Below are 24042 nucleotides of genomic sequence, written 5' to 3' on the forward strand. Positions count from 1 at the left end.
TTTACGCTGGTGTCGTGTCGAACCAGCCGTTGATCGCGCCGTCCATCCTGTCCGCCGATTTCGCCAGGCTCGCCGACGAAGTGGCTGCGGTGAAAGGACCTCCAGGCCGCGGAGCAGATTGGCTGCACGTCGATGTCATGGACGCACATTTCGTGCCGAACCTGACGCTGGGCCTGCCGGTCGTGCAGTCGCTACTGGCAACTACCGATCTGCCGCTGGACTGCCACCTGATGATCGAGAACCCGGATCGCTGGGCGATCGCGTACGCGGAAGCGGGTTCCTACAACGTCACGGTGCACGTCGAGGCCGCCGACGATCCGGTCATGCTCGCGAAGAACCTGCGAGCCGCAGGCGCGAAGGCGGGGCTGGCGATCAAGCCGGGCACCCCGCTGGAGCCCTACGTCGAGGTGCTCAAGCACTACGACACGCTGCTGGTGATGTCCGTGGAGCCCGGTTTCGGCGGGCAGAAGTTCATCGCCGACGTCCTGGACAAGGTGCGCACGGCGCGAACGATGGTCGACACAGGTCACCTGAACCTGGTCGTGGAAATCGACGGCGGGATCAACACCGACACCATCGAAGAGGCGGCCGAGGCCGGTGTCGACTGCTTCGTGGCCGGTTCGGCCGTCTACGCCGCCGCGGATCCGGCACAGGCCGTGGAGGGGCTACGCAGCCAGGTGGAGACCCGTTCCGCGCACACCGAGCGCTGATTCTCTTCGGGCCACCCGGTCTTCTTCTCTCGGGCCACCCGGTTTTCCTTCGAGTTCGGCTGGGCCCCACCGCCTGCGCGGTGGGGCCCAGCCGAATCGCATGCTTACACGCCGAGCATCCGCCGCAGTTCCGGGGCGTGGCGCCGCGAAACCGGAACGAACTCGTGCGAGCGAGAGTCCATGATCAAGAAGAGCTCGCCCTTGATCCCCCGCTCCAGTTCTGCCACCCGGCGGAGGTTGACCAGGAACCGCCGATGCACCCGGCGGAACCCGTACGGCGTCAGCAACCGCTCGACGTTCTCCAGGCCGCGGGTCGCCGCCTGGATCCGGCCCCGCTCCGTGACCAGCCAGACGATGTTCCGGTCGGCCTCGGCGTAGCGGATCTCCGACGGGGCGAGCAGGACCAGCCGGTCATTGCGCATCCCGATGATCCGCCGGGGCAGCGGACCGACCTCGGATTCCTCCGGGCTCTCGTACGGCTCGCCCTCTTGCACCCCGAACAGGCACAGCATGCCCACCACGTGGTTCGCGTCGACGACCGGCCGCATGGTCAGCGGGGTGGGCTCCTCACCCGGACACACCGGCAGACACGCGTACCCGCTCCACTGCGTGGCTCCCTGCGCCCGGTCCTTGGCCCACCGCACCACGTCGGGAAGCCCCGAGATGTCCGGCAGCCAGCGTTGCGCCGGCTCGATCGCGCCCGCGACGATGGAGGTCTCGCCGGACAGGCCGAGCAACGAGACGGTTTCTTCGTTCGCGGCGATCACGTTCCCGCCACGGTCCATCGCCATGAATGGACCGTTGGCCTGGGCACAGGCTTTGTTGAATTCAAAGATTACTTTGTCCGCCTCGTAGACCGCACGCCGGTAAATCTCTTGTTCGACGCAGGCGACCGCGGTCGTCAGCCAGGACGGCACGAACTTCGACAGCGACGCGTTCCACCGCGAGATGTTGATCGACGCGACCGGCGCGCCGGTCACCACGTCGCGGATCGAGATGCCCGCACAGGCCCACTGGTGGAAGGCCTCGCACCAGTGCTCCGGTCCGGTCACGGTCACCGGTCCGGACACCTCGAGCGAGGTGCCCATCCCGTTCGTGCCGGTGGAATCCTCCGACCACGACGACCACGGAGCGAGGTTGTGCAACTCGGCCCGCCGCTGCGCGGAGGGGTCACCCCAGGCTCCGAGGACGCGCCCATCGCCGTCGGTGACGGTGACGACCGCACCGTCCCGCTCCACTTCCTGTCCGGCCAGCGCACCGAGGCCGCCGAGCGCGGTGAAGATGACGCCGTTGTCGACTCGCTGGGCGTCGTCACTGCGCGCGCCCGGCGCGACGTCCAGCGTGCGATCGACTTCGTACCGATCGCGGCAGCGGTACCACGAAGCCAGGATTTCGGGCCGGACGCCCGTTTCTATGTCTTCCCCGCCGGCGAAGCTTTCCCAGGCACGGGCTACTTCCTTCGCCGATGAGGTGGTCACAAGAGAGCCATCCACCAGATGGTCACGGCCACTGGACTTGCTCGGTGCGATAGCCAGCGGTGGCACTCTCCCGGTCATCGCGACCTCCTTGTCGCCTGGCGCACCAGGGCTTCCTGGGACCAAGGGGTAGTGACAGAAGATACAAAGTAACCCGGCGCAGCACGACGATGCAAGACATGTCCTGGTCGTTCAACCACATGGCTGTAGACCGACAAGGTCGGCAGGTCGGCACCGGAAAACCGGCAATCCGGCCACACAACCGACCAAGACGGACAACTGCTGCTACACGTGGTCAATCGGCAAAACAGCATGCGGCACAACGCCAACCTGGTCAAGTCGACGATACCGAAAGGCAACCCGCCGGGACGGTCCGGCGCGCCGGACCGCACTGGTTCCCCCGGTGGGCAGGCACCGGTTCACCGACGGCGTCGGGGAAGCTCCGCACCGTGACCATTGCTCGTCGGTCCACCGGAAGCCGGGCATGATCTTGGCGTGCCACGGAAATCCACGGCCATCCGGGTGAAGAACAGGGGACCGCTGGTCGGCAGATGGCCACCGATAATCGCCGGATCACGACCGTTCGTCAGTGCTCGGCCCGCAGTCATCCCACTCTGCTTGCCCTTCAATCGAGAAAGAGCCTAGTTTCGTTGACGGCCAAGCAACACGGCCAGGCCCGGTACACCAGGTAGCACACGAGCGGGCGTCGAGCGCTGGTGTGCCGTCCGGGTTGGCAACAGACCAAAGGCGGTCTTAGATGGCACAGGTACGCCGGCTCGAACCAGCCTCCGCCAGCCGTGGAGACGGGACGGTGCACGGTGCGTGGGAGCAGTTCGTGCGGGGCGAGGACAACATCCGCGGAGTGCGACCCGAGATAGCGATTTCCTGGCAGCGGTGCCGCGATCAGTACCGCGTCGACCCGTACCTCACCGAAGCGCCGGTGGCCGTCGCGGAAGTCGATCACGCGCTGGAGCACGATGTCGTGATCGCCGAACTCGGCTTCCGCGCCGCCTCGCTGGCACACGAGATCAGCAACCTCGGCGGCATCGTGACCATCACCGATGCCGGCGGCCGGGTACTGGCGCACTGGGGGGACCAGGCCACCCGCACGGTCGCCACCGAGGCCAACATGGCGCCGTGGTTCTGCTGGTCCGAGGGCGCCACCGGAACCAACGGCATGGGTACCGCGCTGATGTCCTACACCCCCGTGCTGATCCGCGGGGCCGAGCACTGGTGCCAGGCTTTCCACGAATGGAGCTGCGCCGGCGTGGCGGTGCGCGACGTGGTGACCAGGAAACCGGTCGCGGTGCTCAACATCTCGTGCTGGCGCGGCGAGCTGCCCTCGGCAGTGGGCAGCTGGCTCGGCAACGCCGCCACGATGACACAGCGCATCCTGCGACGGCGCGCACAGGACGACGGCGCCGAGCTGATGGCCGCCTTCAACCACGCCAGGCCGCGCTCCAGCGCCCCGCTCGCGGCCGTGGATTCCGCAGGCCGGGTGGTACTCGCCGACGACACCGCCGGCGTGCTCCTCGGCATTCCCGGCTCCACGCCTGCCCCCGATCCCGCGGTGCGCTGGAAGCCGGAACTGCCGGAATTCATCCGGGCCGCCAGATACGCCGCCAAACAGGCGACGCGCAATCCCGATTGGGTCGGCTCGACACAGATCTTCACCCGGCTGGCCAATGAATCGACGGCGATCAGCTTCCGGCCGGTGTTCCTGTCCGGGCACCTCGTCGGCAACCTGGTCTCCTTCGGTGTGGACGAAGGGGATCCGTTACCCACCACCGGACCTCGCACGGGCGGAGAAGCCCCGCCTCGGGCACAGCCGCAGCGGGTCGTGGCGACCCGCGACAACCGCATGGTCCTGCTGCAACTTCCGGAAGTCTCGTTCGCACAGTCGGACGGCAACGACGTATGGCTGTCCACTGACGACGGACGGTTGCGCTCCGCCCTGCCCGGCCTCGACAAGCTCGAGACCGAGCTGAACGATTCCGGTTTCCTGCGGGTGCACCGGCAATACGTGGTGAACCTCAGCCGGGTCCGGGAAGTCGAGCGCCGGTGCAAGGGCGAACTGTTCCTGGTCATGGACGACCCGGAGAAGACCATGGTGCCGGTTTCCCGGCGGAACACGCCGTTGGTACGCCGAGCGCTGGAGATCTGACCGCGACCGGCTCCGGCGCGTCCGGAAGAGTTTCCGGTGCCGCACAACGGGCCGGACTACGTGCGTCCACTGAGGACTGCCACCTGAGCCCGGCCCGCAGCGTCCCTCAGCCGCGATACCGGTGCACGTCGCAAACGCAGTACATGAGACGGCAGCTGAAGCACGCGGGCTTGTCGACGCACGTGATACAGGGCCCGCAATGCACCGGCTCGGTGTGCCACGCGATCTCGTCGGCCCCGTAGGTCTCCCCGCAATACTGGCACGGCAGGCCCTCGAGTCCGGTGTCCTGCTGGGGCACCGACGACTGGTTCATCAGATCACCTTGTGCTTTCGTCGTTACTTTCCCCATGACCGAGGTGCGTCCGAAAAACGTACCAGGGCGAGGGTCAAATACCCACCGCCATCGGGACCACGCCGGGCCCCGCCCGGCACGAACCCGGACGCACCAAGGACCCCCGCCCGGTGACCGGGCCGTCACTGGGACGACTCGATCACCGGGCGGGGGAAGCGAAACCTCGGGTCTCGCGGCAGTACTTCAGTGCCGTCTCCCGATCACAGTGCGAACGTGATCAGCGCGGCACCGTGGCCCTGACCGGACATGCCGGGCACGATGCCTTCGAGCCAGCCACCCCAGCCGACCGGCACCGAGACGTACTGCTTGCCGTCCACGGTGAAGGTGCTCGGGCTGCTGTGGTGCCCGCTGCCGCACTGGAAGCTCCAGAGCTTCTCACCGGTTTCCGCGTGCAGCGCAAGGAACTCACCCGTCGGCGTGCCCGCGAACACCACGTTCCCCGCGGTGGCCAGCGTCGAGGCGGCCATCGGCACGTTGAGCCGGTAGCGCCACTTCTCCTCACCGTGGGAGTCGAACGCGCTGACCGACCCTGCCATGTTGTCGACGTCGACCTCGACGGCGGCACCCCAGTAGGGCATGCCTTCCTTGAACTCACGACGACGCCGGGTGGCGGTCGCGCCGACGTCGGCCACCGGAACGTAGAACAGGTCGTGCTCCGGGTTGTACGACGCGTGCGTCCATTCCTTCGCGCCGGCCGGGCCGGGGAAGAAGTGGCAGGGCTCGCCTTCCTTGTCCGGGTACTTGCGCGGCAGGAACTTGCCGTCGCGGGTGATGGTGCCCCAGTCGATCCGGTCGACGAACGGCGAGACGTGCTGCAGCTCGCCGTTGGTGCGGTCCAGGACGAACATGTACCCGTTCTTGTCGAAGTGGGCCAGCAGCTTCTTGCCGTCCCGCTCGAACAGGGTCATCTCCATCGTGGAGTCGTAGTCCCACAGGTCGTGCGGGGTGAACTGGTAGTGCCACTTGATCTCGCCGGTGTCGACGTCCACCGCGACCACGCTGTCGGTGTAGAGGTTGTCCCCTTCACGGACCTCGCCGTCGAAGTCGGGAGCCGGGTTCCCGGTGCCCGCGTAGTACAGGTTCAGCTCCGGGTCGAAGGTTCCGGTGACCCAGTGGTTCGCCCCGCCGCGCTGCCAGGCCTCGCCGTCGGCGGGCCAGGTCTCCGAACCGGGCTCACCCGGCTTCGGCACGGTGTAGGTGCGCCAGCGCTGCTCACCGGTCTCCAGGTCCCAGCAGTCGATGTGCCCGCGGACGCCGTACTCGCCACCGGCCGAACCGGTGATGATCGTGTCCTTGACGACCAGCGGGGCGATCGAGGCACTCTCACCCGCCCGCACGTCACCGATGGTCTTCTGCCAGACCTTCTGGCCGTTGGTGGCGTCGATCGCCAGCAGCTGGGCGTTCTGGGTCACCATGTAGACCTTGCCGTTGGCCACCGCGCAGCCGCGGTTGACGTTGGCACAGCACAGCGTCACGTCGAAGGGCACCGCGTGCTTGTAGCGCCACAGCTGCTCGCCGGTCACCGCGTCGAGCGCCCAGAGCCAGCCGTCCCAGCCGGTGACGAACATGACGCCGTCGACCACGATCGGGCAGGCCTCGAACGCATAGGTCGACGTGGAGGCGATCAGACCGGTCGAGCTCGCCTGGTGGATCCAGGCGACCTTCAGGTTCTTCACGTTGTCGGCGTTGATCTGGTCCAGCAGGCTGTACCGCTTGCCGTCGTAGTCGCCGTAGTAGGTGATCCAGTTGTTCGATTCGTTGCGCGCATTGAGGATGCGCTCGTAGTTGACGCCGCGCGTCACGTCCGGAGCACTGTGCGGCAGGCTGGAAAGCTGGTTGTGGTTGAACGCCTCGCCGGCGTCGACGTATTCGACGGTCATGGTGGTTCCTACCTTTCTACGGCCGCGGCTGGGCAGGTCGGTCGAGCTTGGCTTCCGGCGGCACTTCGCCGGTCACGACGATGGCGGCGGTCAAGCCCCTGCCCTCGTCGTTGCCGGCGGGCGAGCCGTACCAGTAGTAGCCAGGACCGTCCAGTTCGAGCGTCGCGCGGCCCTTCGAGTGGTTCAGCAGACCGATGAACTTCTTGTCGCCGTTGCTGGGCAGCAGGCAAGCGTGGGTGTTCTTGTCATCGTTGATGATCGTCAGCTCGATGACTCCGGAGTGCGGCATGATGAGAACCGCGGGCTCCCACGCCATGGCGTCCTCGGGGATCCGGATGGTCGCTTCCATCGTACCGTCGGCCCGCTCGGTCGCCTTGGCGATCGAGCCGGTCCCGAGCACGGCACCCATGGTTGCCTTGTTCTGTCCGCCGATCTCGGCCAGGAGTTCGGCTCGTTCCTGCGCAGTCGTCATCGGACTTCACCTCCTCGTCAGCAAAAATGAACATTCTGACAGAATTCGCGGAACGTATCTTCTACACGAAAGCGCCGGCGTCGTTTTCGCATTACGCAAAAACGCACGCTTTCTTGGACGCTGCGCCGCAGCCGAGCTTGACCTGGCGCAACATTCGAAGGTGTTGATCAATACCGTACTGTACTGTCCGAATTAATCAACCAGGTGCGCCGCTACCGACAGCTCGTTGATCGTTGAATACGATCGCACCTTCGGCCACTACGATCAAGGGCCATTCCGCAGGAATCCCGCAGAACTCCTCGACGCCATGAGGATCACCTACACATCGTTGTGTTTCCGGTACCCGTCCCGCTACCGGGCACCGATTTCCGATCTGGTAACGAGTTTTGACTCTACCTCCGGTCAACCCTTTCCGATATCCGTCGCCACCGACCGGCCAGACCCCGCCGCTCCCCCGCCACGAGCTACCGTTCGTGCGAGCACGCGTCCGGCGGACAGCCGAGACGGCCGTCCGGCCTCCCGCGAGCCGACCTGCATCTTGCACTCGGGACCGGTGGCCGATGTTGTTGCTACGACTGGGTTTTGACCGAAATTCCGGACGTGGTCAGCGTGCTGCGCCGACCGTCGCACCGGCCGGCTGCGTGCCGTTGGCCCTTGATCGTCAGTGCTTGCCACGTTCGGATGAACGCGGCGCGAGATGCGGCCGGGCCGCTGCTCCGGCCGTTGCCCGGACCGCCGTGCGCGTCCCGGCACCGCCGGGGCAAGCCTCAGCGCAGGTCGAAGCGGTCGAGTTCCATCACTTTCACCCACGCGGACACGAAATCCCGCACGAACTTCTCACCCGCGTCCTCGCACGCGTAGCTCTCCGCGAGCGCCCGCAGCTCGGAGTTCGACCCGAAGATGAGATCGACCCGGCTCGCGGTCCACTTCACCTCGCCGGTGCCCCATTCACGGCCCTCGTAGATCGCCGTCCAGATGTCCCCGGCCCGCCTCGGCGCCCACTGCGTCCCCATGTCCAGCAGGTTGACGAAGAAGTCGTTCGTCAGCACCCCCGGCGACGAGGTCAGCACACCCGTCGAGGAACGTCGATGGGTGACTCCGAGTACCCGCAGCCCGCCGAGCAGCACGGTCATCTCGGGCGCGTTCAGGGTCAGCAGGCTCGCGCGGTCGACCAGCAGATGCTCCGGCGGCATCCAGAAGCCGTTGCCAAGGTAGTTGCGGAAGCCGTCCGCCGTGGGCTTCAACGCGCCGAACGACTCGACGTCGGTCCATTCCTGCGTCGCGTCGGTGCGCCCGGGGCGGAACGCGACGTCGACCTCGTGACCACCGGCCGCGGCGGCGTGTTCCACCGCCGCACAGCCGCCGAGCACGATCAAATCGGCCATCGAAATCCGCTTGTCGCCCTGCTGGGAAGTGTTGAACCGCTGCTGGATCGCCTCCAGCGCCGTCAACACGACACCCAGCTGCTCGGGTTCGTTGATCGACCACCCGCGCTGTGGTTCGAGCCGGATCCGGGCCCCGTTCGCCCCACCGCGCTTGTCACTGTCGCGGTAGGTCGAAGCCGACGCCCACGCCGTGGAGACGAGCTGCGCGACCGTCAGGCCCGATCCGAGGATTTCGCGCTTGAGCGCGGCGATGTCGCCGGCGTCCACGAGTGCGTGGTCCACTTCCGGCACCGGGTCCTGCCAGATCATCCGTTCGGCGGGTACGAGCGGGCCGAGGTAGCGCTGGACCGGGCCCATGTCGAGGTGCGTCAGCTTGAACCAGGCCCGTGCGAACGCGTCCTCGAACTCGTCCGGATGCTCGAGGAACCGCCGCGAGATCGACTCGTAGTTCCGGTCCTCCTGCAACGACAAGTCGGTGGTGAGCATGACCGGATGGTGTTTCGTGTCCGGGTCGAAGGGGTCCGGCACGGTGCCCTCGCCGCCGCCATTGCTCGGGATCCACTGCCACAGCCCGGCCGGACTGAGCTCGACGTCCCACTTGTGCTCGAACAACGTCTCGAAGAACGTGTGGTCCCATTCGACCGGCGTGCGCGTCCACATCCCCTCCAGCCCGGAGGTCGTGGTGTCCGGCCCCTTGCCGGTGCCGTGCGGGTTCGCCCAGCCGAGGCCCTGCCCGGTGAGCGGCGCGGCCTCCGGCTCGGGGCCGAGGTTGAAGGCGGGATCCACCAGCCCGTGGGTCTTGCCGAACGTATGGCCGCCCGCGATCAGCGCGACCGTCTCCTCGTCGTTCAGGCCCATCCGCCGGAACGTCTGGCGGATGTCGCGGCCGGCGAGCACCGGATCGGGATTGGTGGCCGGGCCCTGCGGATCGACGTACACCAGCCCCATTTCGGTGGCCGCCAGCGGCATATCGAGTTCGTGCAGACCGCTGTACCGGTCGTCGGCAAGCCACTTGCGTTCCGGACCCCAGTACGTCTCGTCGGCCTGCCACACGTCGACCCGGCCGCCGCCGAACCCGAAAGTCTTGAAGCCCATCGACTCCAGTGCCCGGTTCCCTGCGAAGACCATCAGGTCCGCCCAGGAGATCCGGCGCCCGTACTTCTCCTTGACCGGCCACAGCAATCGGCGTGCCTTGTCCAGGTTTCGGTTGTCCGGCCAGCTGTTCAGCGGGGCGAAGCGCTGCATTCCGGCGCCGGCACCGCCTCGGCCGTCGGAGATGCGGTAGGTACCCGCCGCATGCCAGGCCATCCGCAGTACGAGGGGACCGTAGTGCCCGAAGTCCGCGGGCCACCAGTCCTGCGAGGTCGTCAGCACCTCGTCGAGGTCACGCGCCACCTCGTCGAGATCGAGCGTCGCGAATTCCTCGGCGTAGTCGAAGTCCTCGCCCAGCGGGTTGTCCGCGGGCTGGTTCCGGCGCAGTACTCCCAAATCGACCCGGTGCGGCCACCAGTCGTTGGCATTGCCGCCTGCCGTCGGATGATTGCGCTGACGGGCCGGCGCCGTCTCGCTCAGGACCTTGTCGTAAGTGCGGTAAACGTGGGTGTCGGGATTCTCTGGCATTGGTGTCCTCCCAGGTGTTGCCGAGCCTGAGATATCGAGCGCCTCGGCGCAGTGCGCCGGGAGACCGCCACCAGCATGTTCTTCCGGTCGCCCGCGACCAGTGTGATTCGCCCTCGTCGCGGGAGCTCGACCTCACGAATCCGGCTCAGTTCAAGCATACCGCGGTAATACCTGCCCAGGAAGCCCGCGCCGGAGGCGGTGCGCATCCGGCTTGCCTCGACCGCGCGCGGCCACCGGAAAGGAATGGTTTCGAGCACCACCGACGAACGAGGTTCGTCAATACTGCGAAAAAAAGCCGGCGTGCGCGGCGGAAGAAACTGGAGAGTCATCCAACCACCTCGAATGCATGACCGGGTTTCCACCGCAGGCGACACGCTGACTGCACTTCATGCGAATGACGCAAGGCCCCTGCGCGATCATCGTGCTGATCCGGGGGCCTTGCGCCAACGCGGCCGTAGCCCCGTCGCAGGCTAGCCACCTGACGCGACTACGAGAAATCGAGCGACACGGGCCTCGAGGCCCAGCGCTCAGCCCCGGTAGAAGTAGCCGGTAGCTTCAGCGCACACCTCGACCACCGTGTACTCCGGAGTTTCCCACTTCATAATTTCCTCCTACTGTTGGCTGCGCCCGGCGACTGGGCGAAGACCGGACATTCGTGGTCCGCGCAATTTCGAGGACAACCTCCCGAAATTCCGCGGCCATGAACGAGCATCTTCGATTTAACGCAGTCGTCGCAACTGACCTTGAACCAGTGGTCGGTAACCAGTGCCGAACGGCACCCCCGGGCCCACGAGTGGGGCGGCTGCGTCCACCGACGGCCGACAGCGCGCAACCAGGCGCGACGCCGGCCGCAGACGTGCCCGGTGAGGCTCACTTGAGCTGGGGAAACCTGTGCGTAATAGCAGAGATCACCGCTCACCGACCCACGACTGCCGAGCTACCGACGCCGAGCGCGAGGCTAGTTACCTGGAGATACTACAGAACTATCCTACGTTTACGCAGGCAGCGACGTCAACGACGCAGTGCGGCACCCAGTGCCGATCCATGGCGTAGCCGAGCCGCAACCCGCAAACGGGTGCACCGGTCCCCGACATGCAGCAGTCCCAGCCGCGCACTTGATTTCAGACGGTGACCGACTGGACCGACACCGTCGTCGCCGCACGTCGGTAGCGGCGGTGCAGGTGAACGCGACCTGCCGACGCCCGCTCCGGCACGGCCACCGGCAGGCCGGGACGAGCGGCCGGCCCCGTCGACCAGCCGGCGGATTTGCCTCCTCCACCAGGCGCGGGAGCATGGTCGGGTGCCGCGAACAGCGGACCGCATCATCCGGGAACGACCGGCCCGGTTTCCTCGACCTGCCGGCGCAATTCCGCGAGTAAGTCTTCCGGCTTTCACGGTCCACACCTGGACGGTAGTTCGCGGAATAGGCCGAGCATCGCCCTGTCAATCCGCGAATTTTGACCTAGAATGTCACTGTGCGAATCTACCTTGGCTCTGATCATGCCGGACTCGAACTCAAGAACCATTTTGTCAAGAGGCTTTCCGGCCTCGGCTACGAAGTGATCGATGTCGGCCCCGCCGGCTACGACGCACAGGATGACTATCCACCGTTCTGCGTCGAAACCGCACGGCGCGTTGTCGCCGACGAGGGCAGTCTGGGCATCGTCGTCGGCGGCTCCGGCAACGGGGAGCAAATTGCCGCGAACAAGGTTCCCGGCGCACGCGCCGCACTGACCTGGAACGTGGACACCGCCAAGCTGGCCCGGCAGCACAACAACGCGCAGCTGGCCGGCATCGGCGCCCGGATGCACACGGTCGAGGAGGCCGAGCGCATCGTGGACGCGTTCCTCACCACCGAGTTCGAGGGCGGCCGCCACCAGCGCAGGATCGACCTGCTCGCGGACTACGAGCGCACCGGCGTACCACCCGCCCTGCCCGGAGAATGACCTGGCTGCGGAACGAGGTGCGCGGTGGTCATCGACCAGGTCGATGACCACCGCGCAGGCCAGTCAGGAGATCAGTCGTACGAGAGCGGCAGCGTGACGCCGAACGCCATCAGGATCGCCATGACCGCGAAGCAGGCACCCACCAGCATGTCGGTATTGATCTTCGGGATCCAGGAGATGAAGCGGACCACCACGCTGCCGAGCTGATGCCCGGCGAGTGACATCACGAAAGTCATGACTCCGAACAAGATCGGCGCCAGCCATGGACTGTAACCGGCAATGCCCAGCGCTGCGCCACCGGCGACGTTGTCCACGCTCAACGGGATCGGCAACCCCCAGCGCGCCCACTTCAGGTCCGGATCCGCGCGCTCCGGGGAGACCAGCGACCGAATGACGAGGAACACCCCGTAGACGCCAAGTCCGATCATGGCGATCGTTTCGGCGGTCTCGTCGAGGTTTTCGCCGATGACCTCTCCGATCAACAGCCCGACCAGCGGTGCGACGCCGTCCCACAAGCCGAAGATGGCAGATGTCTTGAGTGACTGACGGAAGGTCGGCTTGAGCGCCCCCAGCACGAGTGAGGTGCGAAAGTTGTCCAGGCCCAGAACGAACCCGAGTCCTATCAGTCCGAACATCTAGAATTCCATTCTCCGGATTGGGTGCTGCCACCGACCAGCGGCAGGGAGACCCCGCTGACGGCACCCCGCACCACGCCGCTCCGCGCACCGGAGGGCGTTCCGCGGTTCGACGGGCGAGCCCGAGATACCTGGTGGGGTTGGGGAGCCTTCTTGCTGGAGATTGTCGAGCCCTCGCCGGATCCCGCTCAATGAGCATGGGATGAACGGCAGGGATCTCGGGGCGACCGGTGGGGATCTTGAGGTGACCGGCGGATTACGGGCGCGAAACCGTGCGGTGAATCCAGGCGCACGAGCTCACCAAGCTGTGCTGCCCGCACTCGCCGAAGCGGACAGAAAGTCCATAGGAGACAGTGCCGCCAGAGGGCTCCCGTTTGGACGGTGCAGCACGCGGGCGGCCGCCGGGCAGACTACTTCGCCGCTTGCTCCGGCAGGGCCAGTCCGAGCTGCTGCTCGATCCTGCGCCACACGCCGGCATCGTCGGAGACCGCACGGCCTGCGTCCCGAGCCGCCCACGCCGTGGAGACCACGGACTGCAGCAATGTCCCGTTGGCACCGCCCTTTGGCATGCGGGGAACGGCATCCGGCCCGAGTTCGACGAGGTACTCGGGGGCGGTCGTGTGCAGCGGCAGTCCTGGCGCAAGCAGTCCACTCAGGTCGGTGGCGACGTACGTCGGGCGCGCGGCCTGCTCGGCGAAGGCCAGGTCCCGCAGCCGGGAAGCACCGCTCAGCACGAAAAGCGAGTCGAGGCCTGCCGAGTTGGCGCCCTCGATGTCGGTGCCCAACAGATCCCCGCACACCAGGGTGTCCGGCCGAGCGGTACCGAGCCGGGAACGGGACAGCTCGAACAATGCGGGCTGCGGCTTGCCGACCACGTGCGGGGATGCGCTGGTCACCGTCTTGACCAGCGCGATCAACGCACCGTTGCCCGGCGCTCGCCCGTAGGGCGTCGGCAGCGTGCGGTCGACATTCGTGGCCACCCAGGTGACTCCGGATTCGGCGAGGTAGCCGACCGCCGCGAGTTCACGCCAGGTGATGTCGAACCCCAGCCCCTGAACGACCGCCTCGACCGGCGCGTCGTCGAGATCCGCGGCACGGACCGACGTCAACCCGGCTTCGGTGAGTGCGTGCGCGACGCCCGGCCCGCCCACCGCGCACACCCGCGCCCCTGGGGCCAGACGCTCCGCCAGGTGTGCTGCGGCCGCCTGGGAACTGGTGACCACCGACCAGCCCTCCGGCGCCACGCCGAGCTCGCGGAGGTGATCGCCGACGTCCCCGGGAGGACGGGATGCGTTGTTGGTCGCGAACACGACCGGCACACCGTCCGCCGTCACCCGGTTCAAGGTATCCACCGCATGCGGAACAGCCATGGCGCCGCGGTAGACCACCCCGTCGAGATCGCAGATCAGTCCGCGGTAACGCGCGATGAGGGGTTCGGCCCGGACGGACGTCGTGGCGATCTCGTCCGTCATGCGGATCGATACTCCTCGCGGCTTTCCTCGATCTCGCACCGGTGTTCGGAGGTGACGATCCGGACCGTTTCCGGCGAGGACACCACAATGGACTGGGTAGTGGTGCGGCCGGCGTGGTGCGCCACCCCGCGCAGCAGCTCGCTGCCGGTCACCCCGGTGGCGCAGAACAACACGTTCCCTCCGCCCACCAGGTCCTCGTTGTGGAGAACCGCTTCGAAGTCGTGCCCGGGGTCACCCTGGCCGGAGTCGTCGGGCCGCAACCGGGCCTGCAACGAGCCACCGAGGCAGGACAGGGCAGCCGCGGCAAGCACCCCCTGCGCCGCTCCCCCGACGCCCAGCAACAGGTCCGCCGGGCTCTCCGGGCGCGCCACGGCAACCGCGCCCGCGATGTCGCCTCCCTCGATCAAATGGACCCGCGCACCGGCATCGCGGATCTTGCGCACGAGATCCAGGTGCCGCGGCCGGTTGAGCACGGCGACCGCGACATCCGAAACGTCAACGCCCTTGGCCTTGGCCACCGCACGCAGGTTGTCGGCCACCGGCCGGTTGAGGTCGACCACGTCGACGTAGTCCGGGCCGACAGCCAGCTTCTCCAGATAGCGAACCGGCGGAGCGTAAAGCGCACCGCGCTCGGCCACCACGATCGCCGTCAGCGCGTTCGGCACGTCCCGTGCAATCGAAAGGGCGCCGTCGCCCGCACTGATCCCGATGTCACACGCCGGCCCGGCGCCGTTTCCGGCGTCCGCACCCCGGGGCAGCCGCTTTCCGCCTGCACCGAGCACCACCACGCCGCGTACCGACACCGAATTGAGGTGTTCGTGCATCGCGTCGACGGCGGCGAGCTTGCCGCTGTCCTCGTCGCCGTGGCCCACCCACCGGCCTGCTGCGATCGCGGCTGCCTCCGTGACCCGCACGAGTTCGAGCGCGAGGGCGTGATCGGAGTGCCCGGCGCCGGCCATTGCATCCGCGTTTCGTCCCTCCGCGCGGGGAGCACCGGAAACCCCGCGGGCGGCCCATTCCTGAGTCGTCATTGACACCAATCCATGTGCACGAGCGGTGGCACGAGACCGGGTGAAAGGTCCGCGAGGTACTCGGCCACGACGACGATGAACGCCAAGCCGGGCGAGGCCGGACCGGCTACCCGGGTAACCGATCCGGCCCGCCCTCCAGGTCGAGCACTCAGCGGGCGGCGGCGTTCGCGACGGCCCGGTCGGAGAGCGCCTTCTGTGCCGCAGCCCGGTTGCTCTCCTCGCCCCGCCAGGTCTCCAGGGCCGGTCCGACCAGCGCCCGGCCGAACGAGTAGGTCAGCTCCCACGGCAGCGGGTCGAGATGCTGCATCGCACCGAGGTGCTCGGTCGCCACTTCCGGCTTCTGCCCGCCGGAAAGGAACGCGATGCCCGGCACGGACGCAGGCACGGTCGCCCGCAGCGTCTCCACCGTGGCACTGGCGACCTCGGCCACCGTGGGCTGCTCCGGGCTGCTGCTCCCGGCAACCACCATGTTGGGCTTGAGGACGATGCCGTCGAGTTCCACCTGCAGCAGGTCGAGCTCCTCGAACAGCTCCGCCAGCACGGCAGTCGTGACCTCCTGGCACTTCGCGAGTGAGTGGCTGCCGTCCATCAGCACCTCGGGCTCCACAATGGGCACCAGGCCGCCTTCCTGGCAGAGCCCGGCGTAGCGCGCCAGCGCGTGCACGTTCGCCCGCACCGCGCGGGCGGAGGGCACGTTGTCCCCAATGGTGATCACCGCACGCCATTTGGCGAACGTACCGCCGAGCCGCACGTATTCCTTCACTCGCTCGCGCAGCCCGTCGAGGCCCTCGGTGATCTTCTCCTCCAGTGCACCGGCAAGCGGCTTCGCCCCGGTGTCCACCTTGATTCCGGCGAGAATGCCGAGATCGTCGAGGTACTCCGGAAACGTGCGTCCATTGGACAGTTTCTGGTGGAAGGTCTCGTCCGCGAGAATGACCCCGCTGACCGACTCCGAGAGCCGGGGGGTGGTGACGATCAACTCGCGGTAGATCCGACGGTTTTCCTCGGTCGCCTCGACCCCCACGCTCTCCAGCCTGGAGGACATCGTCCCGATGCTCTCGTCGGCGGCAAGGATACCGCGCCTGTTCGAGACGAGCGTACGCGCAATCTTATTCAGAGCTGACATCGATCGTTGATCCTCCTGCGCTCGACACCGCACGGTGTGGCATGTTCACGACTGGTTCGGCAATCAGGTCGTCGACGCAGCGACGTCGACCGGGCGTGCTAGATCTTCGTAGTGGTGCGTGCCTCCACGAGTCGGCTGTTCTTGTTTTTCTGCCCAGGCACGAAAACCGGCACCGGGCTACCCTTCGACGCCGCGATCTCCACGAGTTCTCGCGCATACTCCGGCAGACCCCAGCGCTCACTCCAAGCCGCATAAATCGGCCGGGCAGGCATCTCCTGGTCGACGGCAACCAGATGCAGCCTGCCCTCCGCGAGCTCGGACCTGACCGTGGAGATGTTCAGCACGGTCACCCGCTGGCTCGTCGCGACTGCCTGCTTGATCGCCGCGCTGGAAGGGAATTCGACATAGCTGCGCGGCACGCGCGCGGTGCCCAGCAGTTCGTCGGTGAACTCCCGCAGTCCTGAGCCGCGCTCGCGCAGTACGAGCGGAGCGGACGCCAGCTCCTGCACCGTCAAGGGGCGCGGCCGGGTGGCCCACGGATGCCTCGAGCCGACCACCACGGCCAGCTTGTCGTCGCAGATGTACCGGGTCACCATGTCCTCGCCGAATTGCTTCTGCACCTGGCTGCCGGCCTGACACCAGCCGTCGATGAACGCGAGATCGACGTGGCTCGCGCGCAGCAGCTGGCGGAGCGTGTCCACGCTGCCGGTCTGCACTTCGACCCGTGCCTCGCCGAACGAGAATCCGGAGCGGTTCAGCCATTCGGGAATCAAGTGCTCGGAGACGCCGGGACTGCCCGCAACCCGCAACCGTTTCGCGTACGAGGTCTGGGAGCCCGACCCGAATTCCAGCAGCTCTCGCGCCGCCTGCATCACGTTGCGGGCGTACTTCGCCAGCATCTCGCCTTCCTCGGTGAGCTTCGAACCGGTGGGAGAGCGTTCCAGCAGCCGGAGACCGAGGCGGCGTTCCATCGCACTGATCCGGATACTGGCGGCAGGCTGTGAGAGGCTGTGCGCCTGAGCGGCCTTTCCTACGCTGCCATAGCTCTCGACGGACAGCAGCAAATCGAGGTCGGCGAGCTGAGGCATCTTTGAAGGAAGAACCATGATTTCACCTCTCGCTCCAGACTTCGTTGTGCTGTTACCTGCGGTCGGAACGCTCAGCTTTGGCCGGATGCCCGAAGCCAGAGCTCGACTGCACCTGCGACTCGCGGTGTGCCATGAGACTGCCCCGGCCGGTATGTGCGGTCAATCCGTTGGCCACGAACGCGGGGCGTGCCAGCATGAACGGTGTGCACCGGGCCACCTACGGCCCGCCCCGAAAAGCAAACAGCGCCGATGACCTCGCCACCGCACCCTGCTCAACCGCTCTGACCTGCGGTTTTCCGGTAATCCCGACGCCGGCGACGGCCGGCAGGCCGGGCCTGGCGCTCCCCCTCGTGTCAGCACCGGCGCCGTTCGTCCTCGATTCGCGGCCACTCGTTCGACTCGGGTTGCGGCGATTCTGCTGCACCACTGATAGTTCTGGATATCGAGGCGCGGCCCGGATGCCGCCGGTCCTCGGAATTGCGCTTCACATTTTCCGGTTGCCGCCTGGATGTCGGACTCATCGATGCCCGCAACGGGACTCCTGCTGGCGCAAGGCTCCGGCATGCACAGAGCACCGGAGCCTTGTGCCATCCACCACCGGACCGGTCAGTGCGCCGCGTCGCACGCACGCGCTGCTTGCCTGATGAGCAGTTCGGTCCGCTCCTCGCAGAGCACCTTCACCACGTTTCCGGGGAGCAGCTCGTTCGACAGCAGGTCGTCCGTGCCCGCCAGCACGCCGTGCTCCACGGTGGTGAAGCGGGGATAGAGCGCACGTGCAAAGGCCAGCACGAATTCCGGCTCGGTGCCCCCGGCCAGGCTCTCCACCGCCCGGAAGTAACGGTCCGCGTACCGGGTCAGCACCGCCTCCTGATCCGGCTGCCGCAGCCCGGCCATGATCGCTTTCCGTTCCGCCAGCGAAAAGTCCTCGCTCAGCACCCGGGTCCACGCTTCTTCTTTGGCCGCACCGGTGGGGCGTGCGGCTTGGGCCATCAGTGCGTTCCTACGGCCCCCGTCGCCCGGATCGGCTTCCATCGCGACGTCCAGAAGTCCGTCGATGTCGCCGCCGGTCGAAGCGAGGCGGAGCAATGCCCGCCACCGCAGATCTCGATCCACTTCCCATTCCGCCGAGGAAAACCGACCAAGCACGATTTCGCTGAGCAGACCGTGGTCGTCCGCTCCGACAACGCCAACGAGAGTGCGAACCAGGACCAGCTGGCGATCGCTGCCCGCCGCGGCACCGGCCAACTGCTCGCGCACTTGGTGTGCCACGACCTCGAGCATTCGGCAACGGCCGAGCGGGTCGCCGTAGACCTGAACAGCCTGCACAGCCCGCGCCAAAAGCACTTCCAGCACCCCGCCGTCGCTCTCCGACCAGCCGTGTGTGAGAACGGCCGACGCGTAGCTCCGCGCGGGCAGGCGTGCGTCGAGCACGTCGTCCCACAACGCTCCCCAGATGACTGCCCGCGTCCGTGGTTCGTCCAGTGTGGACAGGCTGCGCAAGGCCGTCCGTCGAGACCGCAAGTCCAGGCTGACCTTGACGTGGCTCACCGCGTCGTCATTGGGCACCAGCAGATCCGGACTGCCGAGCACGGCTTCACTTGCGCACGCACGGGGACTCAGCGACACACGCACACGTTGCTGCAGTACCAAGTTGCCCGAGCGGTCGCCGAAAGCAGCGACCCGCAGATTCAGGTGGCGCGGCGGAACATCCGGATCGGGACGCTGGACAACCCGATCCCCGTCCGCACCGCGAGACACCTCGACCGTGTTGACTCCACCGCGGAGCAGCCATTCGCCCACCCACTGGTCCACCGCTTCGTCCGACACCTTCCGCAGCTCCGCCACGAAGTCGGCGAAGCCGGCGTTTCCCCACGCGTACGCCCGCAGGTACGCGCGCACACCAGCGACGAAGGATTCCCAGCCCACGCGCTCGGCGAGCTCGTGGAGCACTGCCGCGCCTCTCAAGTAGACGATCGGGCCCAGATTCGACCTTGCGGCGTCGGTGTCCGCGGTCGGCACCCGGATCGCGTGGCTGGTCGGCAACTGGTCGGCATGTCGGGCCGCCGGCAGGGCGTGGTGCGCAAAGGCAGTCCAGCCTTCGCCGTACCGCGTCGCTTCGGCCTGTGCAACGACCGCCATCATCGTCGCGAACGACTCGTTCAGCCACAGATCGTCCCACCAGCGCATCGTCACGTAGTCGCCGAACCACATGTGCGCCATCTCGTGCAGCAGGATCTCGGCTCGCCTTCGCCGGCTTTCCTCGGTGACCCGATGCCGGAACAGGAGTTGCTCGTTGAGCGTCACACAGCCCGGATGTTCCATGCCCCCGAACGCGTACTCGGGCGCGAAGACATGGTCGTACTTGGTGAACGGGTATGGAATATCGAACAGCTTGCAATAGAAGCCGAGCCCGCGGCTGATCACGTCGAACAGTTCGGGCGCTTCACCAGTGAGGTTCTCGAAGAGCGAGCCCCGCGCGTACAGGGCCAGCGGCACTCCGCTGTGGCTGGAACGCACTGCTCGGAACGGGCCACCGGCGAAAGCGACCAAATACGGCGGCAGCGGTGGTGTGCGCGCGAACCGCCACCTCGAACGCCCTTCGCCGGCCGGCGACACCGGCTCCGTGTGGTCGGTATTGGCCACGACAACCCAGTGCGCGCCGGCCGTCACGGTGAGGTCGACCGACGCCTTCAGATCAGGCTGGTCGAAACAGGCAAAGACCTGGTGCGCCGCGAAGGGCTCGAATTTCGTGTGCACATAGACCTGGCCGTCAAGCGGGTCGCAGAACCGGTGCAGCCCCTCACCGGTTCGCGAATACGCCGCGGAGCCGACCACCCGAACCGTGTTCTCCCCGCGTCGCACGTCGAGCCGGACGCGCGACCCGGCTTGCGCGTCCGGCCCCAGTTCACGGCCGTTGCACTCGACCGATTCGACCTGCCCCGCGAAGTCGAGGAACACGACCACGTCCGCGGAGCGGGCGTGGAAGCGGACCACCGTGCTCGTCGCGAACTTCCGCTCGCCGACGGTCAGGTCGAGATCGAGGTCGTAACGGACGTCGGAGACCTCGGCAGCCCGCGTCGCCGCCTCGTGCTCGGTCAGCTTGCCCCTGGACGCGACCCGGCCCTCGCCCGGCATTCCTCAACGCTGGTGCGCCGACACGGTCGGGCGGCGGTAAACCAGCTTCTTCCGGAGCAGTTCTTCGTCTTCGGTGACATCTTCCTGATTGGCCCGGACGAGCGCGTCCTGCACCAGGTGGTGATCGGGCGAGTGCATGCACACCGGATCGGTGCGCCCGGCGTCACCGGTCAACGCGAAGGCCTGGCAACGGCAGCCACCGAAGTCGAGTTCCTTGCGCGGGCAGCTCTGGCACGGGTCCGGCATCCACGCCGTTCCACGGTAGGCCTGGAACGCCTCGGACTTCTGCCAGATCCACGCGAGGTCGTGGTCACGAACCGAGGCGAAGTTCATCGTTGTGATCTCCGCGGCCACCGGGCAGGGATACACGGTGCCGTCCGGTGCGACGGTCAGTGCGTTCTGCGCCCAGCCACCCATGCACGGCTTCGGATAGGGCTCGTAGTAGTCCGGCAGGATCCAGAGGATTTCCATATGGTCGCCCAGCTCGGCCTTCCGGCGTTCGTAAACGCCGACCGCATCGTCCAGCTGGGCCTTGCTCGGCATCAGCAGGTCACGGTTGCGCAGAGCCCAGCCGTAGTACTGGCTGTTCGCGAGCTCGAGCCGTTCGGCGCCCCACAACTCACAGATGTCGATGATCGCGTCCAACCGGGACAGGTTCAGCCGGTGCAGGACCACATTCATGTTCAGCGGAAGTCCGGCCTCACGGATGATGCGCGCGGCGGCTTCCTTCTTGTCGAACCGTTTGCTCGCCGCGACCAGGTTCGTCGACTCCGCGGCGTCGCCCTGAATGCTCAGCTGGGCACTGTTCAGGCCCGCCGAAACGAGCGATTTCGCCCGGCTTTCGGTGAGTCCGAGCCCGCTCGTGATCAGGTTCGTGTACAGGCCGAGGCGACGGCACTCGGCGACCAGCGTCTCCAGGTCACCGCGGACGAGAGGTTCACCACCGGAGAAGTGCACCTGCACGACACCGAGTTCGGCTGCCTCGCGAATCACCCGTAACCAGTCTTCGGTGCCGAGTTCGTCCTGCCGTTCGAGCAACGCCAACGGGTTCGAGCAATAGATGCAGTGCAACGGACACCGGTGCGTGACTTCGGCCAGCAGGCCGTACGGCTGCGGCATGCCGCTCATGTGACTACCACCCAACCCCGTCCACGCGCATCTTGAAGGAAAGTCATCACGTCGTTCCCGAGATCGGCAGCGTCGAAATCTTCTTCGAGCTGGACCACCAGCTGGCGCACCGTCCGGCTGCCGTCGCACAACCCCAGGATCGCCGCCCCGGACTTGTTCAGGAGCACGACCCGTTCCGGCAGCAGAAGCAATTCCACGTCCCGGACGTTGTCATGCTTGAGCATCGCCTTGGTCGCCAGTTTCGGGATGGCCGTCAAGTCTGTTTCGTCCATCACGAGCTCTTGCTGTACGCGAGTTCCACGGCGTCCAGAAGGCTCCAGAGGACGTCGCACTTGAACTCCAGCGCTCGGGCGCACGCGTCCTGCTGTTCCCTCGACTTCGCGTTGGTGAGCACCAGCTCGAGCAGATGCGCGATGTCCTTGGGCTGCTGGGTGAGCCGCGCCCGGAAGTACTCCAGGCCTTCGGTGGCGATCCACGGGTAGTGGTGCGAAACGTCGGTGATCCGCCTGCTGAGCAGATCCGGCGCGAACAGTTCGGTCAGCGCCGACGCCACCGCCTCCAGCCACGGCTTCTCGCGGCAGAAGTCCACGTAGGCGTCCACCGCGAACCGTACGCCCGGCAGCACCGTGTCGACGTCGTAGAGTTCGTCGCGGGTCAACCCGACCGCGTTGCCGAGGCGGATCCACTTCTCGAGCCCGCCTTCGTCGCCGGTCCGCCCGTCATGATCGATGATGCGCTGGATCCACTGCCGGCGATCCTCCCGGCCGGGAAGCTTGGTCAGGATGAACGCGTCCTTCTTGGGCAGATTCATCTGGTAATAGAAGCGATTCCGCACCCACCCTCGGAACTCCCCTTCGGAGAGCTCGCCCGAGTGCATCCGCTCGTTGAACGGATGCAGATGGTGGTACCGCTTTTCTCCGATCGACCGCAGCTGCGCCTCGAACTCCACCGCAGACCAAGCGCTCATATTTCCACCTCCAGGCCGGCTCGACCGATCTCGATGCCCAAGTCCGTCAACCGGCGCCGCTCTTCGGACTCTTCGTCGAGAATCGGGTTCGTGTTGTTGATGTGGGTGTAGATCTTCCGTTTCGCCGGAAGTGCAGCCAGCGCACGGGCCGAGCCGTCGTCACCGCTGACCGGCATGTGCCCCATGGAGCGTCCGGTACGGCTTCCGGCACCCTGGCTGGACATTTCGTCGTCCGTCCAGAACGTGCCGTCCACGAAGACGCAATCGGCCGACGCGACCTGCTCGGCGAACTGTTCGTCCCACTTGGGCAGCGTCGGCGCGTAGACCGCGATCCCGCCGGTCTGCTTGTCCTCCAGGCGGAAGCCGACCTCCCATTCCGACGCCGCGCCGCGAAGCTGCGACTTCCCGACGTAGCGAGGCGGCTTGGAGCCGGTCAGGAACGCGGTCACCCGCACTCGATCGTCCAGATCCAGCGGCTTGCCGATCTCGACCAGCGACCAGGAGAGGTCCGCGTAGTCGCTCAGCAAGTCCCGGATCGGGAACCACAGGGTCAACGCCTCCAGCACGGGGTACGTGCCGTACACCGTCAGCGCCGACTCCTCGCGCAGCATCAGCAGGCCGATGGTGTGATCGAACTCCGCGTCCGTCAGCAACACACCGGCGACCGGTGTCTCCCGGATTTCCGGACCCGGATGCAAAGCGGGATCGGCGGCTATCTGATGGTGCACGTCCGGGGTTGCATTCAGCAGAAACCACTGCTCGCCGTCGCCGGAAATCGCAATCCCCGCGTGCGCCGTCGCGGCTTCGGGCTTGGCACGGGCCTTACGACACCCGGCACAAGCGCAGTTCCACTGCGGATAGCCGCCGCCCGCGGCGGCTCCGAGGCAATGAATTAACACAGGCTCGACAATCCGTCAACGGTGGCGGCACAGCTGGCCGCCGGCTTCCGGGCACCCCTCGACCACCGCAAAATCAGGCGTTTCCCACCTCATGGCGTCCTCCCTCAAATTCGACCCCGGCAACGGCCGTACAACAAGGCACCGTTGCCCGTCGAGGGTTCGGCCAGGGTGACCATTGGGTATAGTCGCCCTGAACTCGGCTTGTCTTTCTCCAGCCTCTTCGCCCGCACCCGGCCTGGCAACCGATCGCGAACGACCGGCACCGAATCACTGACGAACGGGCGCCGCGCTGCGACGAGCGGAACCCGGCGAACACGGCAGCGGCACCGGGTGTCGATACGCCTCCCGCGCCCGGCCCGACAAGCACTGTGACCTGCGGTTATTCGGTGTGGACGGCCGACCGGGCGCGGACCTGAAGCCGAGGAGCGGGGGCGCGGGCAGTGGCGCTGGTGGCCGAGCCGTGCCCGACGGCGGCCGGGCGCCTCCGGCCACGCGGCGCGAACCGGCGGTCGGCCGGTCCGGGCCCGCCCGGTATTGCCCGCAGGCTAACTCTCGGT

18 protein-coding genes are annotated in these 24042 nt (G+C 66.8%); 3 read left to right on the forward strand and 15 right to left on the reverse strand.

Annotated elements, in window-relative coordinates; translation table 11 throughout:
- Nucleotides 1-29 precede the first annotated feature (29 nt).
- On the forward strand, nucleotides 30-710 hold the full coding sequence (gene rpe / locus ABD793_RS42095; protein WP_344869468.1) for a ribulose-phosphate 3-epimerase: 681 nt from the start codon (nucleotides 30-32) through the stop codon (nucleotides 708-710).
- Between the two features lie 104 nt (nucleotides 711-814).
- Here rpe and ABD793_RS42100 read toward each other — a convergent pair whose 3' ends face one another.
- Nucleotides 815-2266, reverse strand: coding sequence for a DNA-binding protein (locus ABD793_RS42100; RefSeq protein WP_344869447.1), 1452 nt, complete (start codon nucleotides 2264-2266; stop codon nucleotides 815-817).
- A 676-nt stretch (nucleotides 2267-2942) separates the two neighbouring features.
- Here ABD793_RS42100 and ABD793_RS42105 point away from each other — a divergent pair.
- Nucleotides 2943-4349: a DNA-binding protein gene (locus ABD793_RS42105; protein ID WP_344869450.1), complete on the forward strand. Its 1407-nt coding sequence runs from the start codon at nucleotides 2943-2945 to the stop codon at nucleotides 4347-4349.
- Between the two features lie 106 nt (nucleotides 4350-4455).
- Here the strand turns inward: ABD793_RS42105 and ABD793_RS42110 are convergent, their stop codons facing one another.
- From ABD793_RS42110 to katG, 4 genes are all read right to left on the reverse strand, one after another.
- Nucleotides 4456-4662, reverse strand: coding sequence for a recombination activating protein 1 (locus ABD793_RS42110; protein ID WP_344869452.1), 207 nt, complete (start codon nucleotides 4660-4662; stop codon nucleotides 4456-4458).
- Between the two features lie 239 nt (nucleotides 4663-4901).
- The gene (locus ABD793_RS42115) at nucleotides 4902-6581 is read right to left on the reverse strand and encodes a PQQ-dependent dehydrogenase, methanol/ethanol family (protein WP_344869454.1); all 1680 of its coding nucleotides are present in this window, start codon (nucleotides 6579-6581) and stop codon (nucleotides 4902-4904) included.
- Between the two features lie 16 nt (nucleotides 6582-6597).
- Nucleotides 6598-7053 (reverse strand): MSMEG_3727 family PQQ-associated protein, encoded by a 456-nt coding sequence (locus tag ABD793_RS42120; RefSeq protein ID WP_344869456.1) that lies wholly within the window; start codon nucleotides 7051-7053, stop codon nucleotides 6598-6600.
- 767 nt (nucleotides 7054-7820) lie between these two features.
- The gene (gene katG / locus ABD793_RS42125) at nucleotides 7821-10058 is read right to left on the reverse strand and encodes a catalase/peroxidase HPI (RefSeq protein ID WP_344869457.1); all 2238 of its coding nucleotides are present in this window, start codon (nucleotides 10056-10058) and stop codon (nucleotides 7821-7823) included.
- A 1475-nt stretch (nucleotides 10059-11533) separates the two neighbouring features.
- On the opposite strand from katG, the gene ABD793_RS42130 reads away from it, so the two are divergent.
- Nucleotides 11534-12004 (forward strand): ribose-5-phosphate isomerase, encoded by a 471-nt coding sequence (locus tag ABD793_RS42130; RefSeq protein ID WP_344869458.1) that lies wholly within the window; start codon nucleotides 11534-11536, stop codon nucleotides 12002-12004.
- A gap of 71 nt (nucleotides 12005-12075) precedes the next feature.
- On the opposite strand, the gene ABD793_RS42135 is transcribed toward ABD793_RS42130, so the two are convergent.
- The 10 genes from ABD793_RS42135 to pqqB form a co-directional block, all read right to left on the reverse strand.
- The gene (locus ABD793_RS42135; protein WP_344869459.1) at nucleotides 12076-12639 is read right to left on the reverse strand and encodes a manganese efflux pump MntP; all 564 of its coding nucleotides are present in this window, start codon (nucleotides 12637-12639) and stop codon (nucleotides 12076-12078) included.
- A 410-nt stretch (nucleotides 12640-13049) separates the two neighbouring features.
- Nucleotides 13050-14111 carry an HAD-IIA family hydrolase gene (locus ABD793_RS42140; protein WP_344869460.1) on the reverse strand — a complete coding sequence of 354 codons (1062 nt, stop codon included), beginning with the start codon at nucleotides 14109-14111 and terminating at the stop codon, nucleotides 13050-13052.
- Nucleotides 14108-15142 carry a fructose-bisphosphatase class II gene (locus ABD793_RS42145; RefSeq protein WP_344869461.1) on the reverse strand — a complete coding sequence of 345 codons (1035 nt, stop codon included), beginning with the start codon at nucleotides 15140-15142 and terminating at the stop codon, nucleotides 14108-14110. The genes ABD793_RS42140 and ABD793_RS42145 overlap by 4 nt, the downstream gene beginning before the upstream one ends.
- A gap of 148 nt (nucleotides 15143-15290) precedes the next feature.
- Complete coding sequence (locus ABD793_RS42150) at nucleotides 15291-16268, reverse strand: class I fructose-bisphosphate aldolase (protein ID WP_344869462.1); 978 nt, start codon at nucleotides 16266-16268, stop codon at nucleotides 15291-15293.
- 98 nt (nucleotides 16269-16366) lie between these two features.
- Nucleotides 16367-17374 carry a LysR substrate-binding domain-containing protein gene (locus tag ABD793_RS42155; protein ID WP_344869463.1) on the reverse strand — a complete coding sequence of 336 codons (1008 nt, stop codon included), beginning with the start codon at nucleotides 17372-17374 and terminating at the stop codon, nucleotides 16367-16369.
- A 588-nt stretch (nucleotides 17375-17962) separates the two neighbouring features.
- Nucleotides 17963-20491 carry an aminopeptidase N gene (gene pepN / locus ABD793_RS42160; RefSeq protein ID WP_344869464.1) on the reverse strand — a complete coding sequence of 843 codons (2529 nt, stop codon included), beginning with the start codon at nucleotides 20489-20491 and terminating at the stop codon, nucleotides 17963-17965.
- Nucleotides 20492-20494: 3 nt separating this feature from the next.
- Nucleotides 20495-21610, reverse strand: coding sequence for a pyrroloquinoline quinone biosynthesis protein PqqE (gene pqqE, locus ABD793_RS42165; protein ID WP_344869469.1), 1116 nt, complete (start codon nucleotides 21608-21610; stop codon nucleotides 20495-20497).
- Between the two features lie 5 nt (nucleotides 21611-21615).
- Nucleotides 21616-21891 carry a pyrroloquinoline quinone biosynthesis peptide chaperone PqqD gene (gene pqqD / locus ABD793_RS42170; protein WP_344869465.1) on the reverse strand — a complete coding sequence of 92 codons (276 nt, stop codon included), beginning with the start codon at nucleotides 21889-21891 and terminating at the stop codon, nucleotides 21616-21618.
- Nucleotides 21891-22586, reverse strand: coding sequence for a pyrroloquinoline-quinone synthase PqqC (gene pqqC / locus ABD793_RS42175; RefSeq protein ID WP_344869466.1), 696 nt, complete (start codon nucleotides 22584-22586; stop codon nucleotides 21891-21893). Before pqqC ends, pqqD begins: the two co-directional genes overlap by 1 nt.
- Complete coding sequence (pqqB, locus tag ABD793_RS42180; RefSeq protein ID WP_344869467.1) at nucleotides 22583-23485, reverse strand: pyrroloquinoline quinone biosynthesis protein PqqB; 903 nt, start codon at nucleotides 23483-23485, stop codon at nucleotides 22583-22585. Before pqqB ends, pqqC begins: the two co-directional genes overlap by 4 nt.
- Nucleotides 23486-24042 lie beyond the last annotated feature (557 nt).

This window comes from Amycolatopsis ultiminotia (assembly GCF_039536925.1).
GTDB lineage: Bacteria > Actinomycetota > Actinomycetes > Mycobacteriales > Pseudonocardiaceae > Amycolatopsis > Amycolatopsis ultiminotia.

Coding starts and splice junctions, on each gene's coding strand:
- ABD793_RS42100 (WP_344869447.1), bottom strand. CDS start 2,266: ATGACCGGGAGAGTGCCACCGCTGGCTATCGCACCGAGCAAGTCCAGT.
- ABD793_RS42105 (WP_344869450.1), top strand. CDS start 2,943: ATGGCACAGGTACGCCGGCTCGAACCAGCCTCCGCCAGCCGTGGAGAC.
- ABD793_RS42110 (WP_344869452.1), bottom strand. CDS start 4,662: ATGAACCAGTCGTCGGTGCCCCAGCAGGACACCGGACTCGAGGGCCTG.
- ABD793_RS42115 (WP_344869454.1), bottom strand. CDS start 6,581: ATGACCGTCGAATACGTCGACGCCGGCGAGGCGTTCAACCACAACCAG.
- ABD793_RS42120 (WP_344869456.1), bottom strand. CDS start 7,053: ATGACGACTGCGCAGGAACGAGCCGAACTCCTGGCCGAGATCGGCGGA.
- katG (WP_344869457.1), bottom strand. CDS start 10,058: ATGCCAGAGAATCCCGACACCCACGTTTACCGCACTTACGACAAGGTC.
- ABD793_RS42135 (WP_344869459.1), bottom strand. CDS start 12,639: ATGTTCGGACTGATAGGACTCGGGTTCGTTCTGGGCCTGGACAACTTT.
- ABD793_RS42140 (WP_344869460.1), bottom strand. CDS start 14,111: ATGACGGACGAGATCGCCACGACGTCCGTCCGGGCCGAACCCCTCATC.
- ABD793_RS42145 (WP_344869461.1), bottom strand. CDS start 15,142: ATGACGACTCAGGAATGGGCCGCCCGCGGGGTTTCCGGTGCTCCCCGC.
- ABD793_RS42150 (WP_344869462.1), bottom strand. CDS start 16,268: ATGTCAGCTCTGAATAAGATTGCGCGTACGCTCGTCTCGAACAGGCGC.
- ABD793_RS42155 (WP_344869463.1), bottom strand. CDS start 17,374: ATGGTTCTTCCTTCAAAGATGCCTCAGCTCGCCGACCTCGATTTGCTG.
- pepN (WP_344869464.1), bottom strand. CDS start 20,491: ATGCCGGGCGAGGGCCGGGTCGCGTCCAGGGGCAAGCTGACCGAGCAC.
- pqqE (WP_344869469.1), bottom strand. CDS start 21,610: ATGCCGCAGCCGTACGGCCTGCTGGCCGAAGTCACGCACCGGTGTCCG.
- pqqD (WP_344869465.1), bottom strand. CDS start 21,891: ATGGACGAAACAGACTTGACGGCCATCCCGAAACTGGCGACCAAGGCG.
- pqqC (WP_344869466.1), bottom strand. CDS start 22,586: ATGAGCGCTTGGTCTGCGGTGGAGTTCGAGGCGCAGCTGCGGTCGATC.